A 2,742-nucleotide genomic window follows, 5' to 3' on the forward strand; every position below is an offset into this window, starting at 1 on the left:
AATCCAGCCTCGGGAGGCACGCATAGATGAGCAACTATGACTCGGTCGACTTCTTCACCGACCCGTCTCTGGTACCCGATCCGCACCCCTACTTCGACTACTTGCGCAACAAGAACCCGGTCTTGCGGCTGCCGCACCACAATGTCGTCGCGATCACCGGGTACGACGAGGCCACCGCGGTCTACAAGGACCCCGACACGTTTTCCAATATCGTCGCGCTCGGGGGGCCATTCCCGCCGCTGCCGTTTGAGCCCGACGGTGAGGACCTCACGCCCCTGATCGACGCGCACCGCAGTCAGTTCCCGATGTTCGAGCACATGGTCACGATGGATCCGCCGGACCACACTCGCGCGCGCTCCATCCTGAGCCGGTTGCTGACGCCGAGCCGGTTGAAAGAAAACGAGGAGTTCATGTGGCGCCTCGCCGACCGCCAACTCGAGGAGTTCCTCGGCACCGGCGAGTGCGAGTTCATCGCCGAATATTCAAAGCCCTTCGCCACTTTGGTGATCGCTGACCTGCTTGGGGTCCCGGAAGAAGACCACAAGGAGTTCCGCTCGGTGCTGGGTGCCGATCGTCCCGGCGCGCGAGTGGGGGCGCTCGATCACGAGTCGGTGGGCATCAACCCGCTGGTGTGGCTCGACGACAAGTTCTGTTCCTACATTGAAGGCCGGCGGAGCGCTCCCCGCGACGATGTATTGACGGCGCTGGCCACGGCGAAGTACCCCGACGGCTCCACGCCCGAGGTCATCGAGGTGAGCCGTTCGGCCACCTTCCTGTTCGCCGCCGGGCAGGAGACCACCGCCAAGCTGCTCTCGGCTGCCCTCCAGGTGCTCGGCGACCGGCCCGACATCCAGGAAAGGCTGCGGGACGACCGCAGCCTGATTCCCGCCTTCATCGAGGAATCACTGCGCTTTGAAAGCCCGGTCAAAAGCGACTCCCGGTTGGCCCGCAGGCCCGCCACGATCGGTGGCGTCGACATCCCCGTCGGCACCGTGGTGATGGTGTTGCCCGGCGCGGCCAATCGCGACCCCCGCAGGTTCGAGGACCCGCACGAATTCCGCCTCGACCGCAAGAACGTCCGCGAGCACATGGCGTTCGCCCGGGGAGTGCATTCCTGCCCCGGCGGACCGCTGGCCCGAGTCGAGGGCCGCGTCTCGATCGAGCGCATCCTGGACCGGATGTCCGACATCACGATCAGCGAAACCCAACACGGACCGGCTGACGAGCGTCGCTACACCTTCGAGCCGACCTACATCCTGCGTGGACTGTCCGAATTGCACCTCACGTTCACACCCCGGCCCGCGCTGGCGGGTGCCCACTAGCCCAACCCCAGTAGGTCAGTCGAAAGCGTTTCGCGGCAGGGTCATTGGGATATCCAGTGAGCTCAGCAGCCCGGGCGCGGCGTCGATGACATACGGGATCGCGTTGACGACGCGCATGGCCGTCGATGCCATTGCGGCTCGCCCGGCGCCGTGGCCTTCGGCCTCGCCGAGGGTCATCTCGCAGTGGATGTCCGGATCGCCGACGATGTCGACCCGGTAGGTCGCGTCGAATTCCGACTGTGGCCAGTCGGGTGCGACGTCACGCGCCATCCGGATGATGTGTTCGATCACGATTGCTTCCCGGCCGTTGACCACGCCCGCGGCGCGGGTACGTACGGCGCCGCAGGTGCCTGCCGGGATGGTGCCGAATGCCACCTCAATATCGCGATCGGTCAATTGCCGATCAAGGTATCCTCGCACCTCTTGCACCTCGACGCCGAGACCCTGCGCCATGAGGTATATCGGTGCTTTCCAAGCTATCTCGATGAAACCCGGTGTCTTCAACATCGGTTCGAAGTCCAGCGGTCGACCGAAGCCCATTCCATCCATCATCACGTCTGCGACCGGGTAGTGGTCGTTCAGCGCGACCTCGCTGGCCGTGATGCTGCGGATGTTCTTCGACTGGGTGCTCATCAGCAGCGCAAGCTGGTCGGATGCGAAACCGGGGAAGATACCCGATACATACAAGGACGCGTGGCCGGCGGCGGCGGCTGCTTCGAGTTGGGTTCGCCAATCCGGAGCGAAGTACGACGGGGGGTAGACCAGGCTCGTCGACGAGGTCGACACGACGTTGACGCCGGCCTCTAGCAGTCGCACGTAGTCACGTACCGCGGCGGCATCGCGTTCGGGACCACTCGCGGCGTAGACCACGCAATCGGGTGCAAGCGCAATCAGCGCATCGGCGTCGTTGGTTGCCGTCACGCCGATCGGCTCGCCACCGGCCAACTCGCCGGCGTCCTTTCCTACCTTTTCGGGCGAATGCACCCATACGCCAACCAGTTTCATGTCCGGACGGCGTCTGATCGCATCGATCGCGTGCGCGCCGACTCCTCCGGTGGACCACACGACGGTACGGACCGGTATTGAAGAAGAAGAAGTTGTCACCGAAGACGGCACAGACGTTCTCCTTCACTCGGACTGCGCCCGCGCAGTCGCCGCGGCCGCAAGCTCCAGATGGTGCCACGCCACCTCTGGCGGAATGCCGCCGCATAGCGGGTGCAGCGGCAGCGGCCGCCCGCTGCGGATGTAGTCGGTTGCCTCCTCCAGGGTGAATACCCGGTAGGGACCTTCCGCCTCCCGCAGTGCCGTCACGTTGTCGGCACGGGTAATGCTGGCGACCGAGTCGTCGTGCGGGCGGTAGGACGCGGCGGTCACGGCGTCGTGCAGCAGGTGCGGCCCCAGCACCTCCCACGCCTGATCG

At 65.1% G+C, this 2,742-nt stretch carries 3 protein-coding genes; 1 reads left to right on the forward strand and 2 read right to left on the reverse strand.

Annotation, left to right across the window (positions count from 1 at the left end):
- The first annotated feature begins 26 nt into the window (after positions 1-26).
- Entirely contained in the window at positions 27-1,322 is a 1,296-nt protein-coding gene (locus VNW74_RS18840; RefSeq protein WP_325679532.1) for a cytochrome P450, read from the forward strand.
- Between the two features lie 15 nt (positions 1,323-1,337).
- Here VNW74_RS18840 and VNW74_RS18845 read toward each other — a convergent pair whose 3' ends face one another.
- Together VNW74_RS18845 and VNW74_RS18850 are read right to left on the reverse strand one after the other, a co-directional pair.
- Positions 1,338-2,438: a dihydrodipicolinate reductase gene (locus VNW74_RS18845; RefSeq protein ID WP_325679534.1), complete on the reverse strand. Its 1,101-nt coding sequence runs from the start codon at positions 2,436-2,438 to the stop codon at positions 1,338-1,340.
- A 12-nt stretch (positions 2,439-2,450) separates the two neighbouring features.
- Positions 2,451-2,742, reverse strand: a 292-nt coding sequence (locus tag VNW74_RS18850; protein WP_325679536.1) for a luciferase, incomplete at its 5' end; no start/stop codon positions are given.

The organism is Mycobacterium sp. (genome assembly GCF_035570115.1).
Classification (GTDB): Bacteria; Actinomycetota; Actinomycetes; order Mycobacteriales; family Mycobacteriaceae; genus Mycobacterium.

Coding starts and splice junctions, on each gene's coding strand:
- VNW74_RS18840 (WP_325679532.1), top strand. CDS start 27: ATGAGCAACTATGACTCGGTCGACTTCTTCACCGACCCGTCTCTGGTA.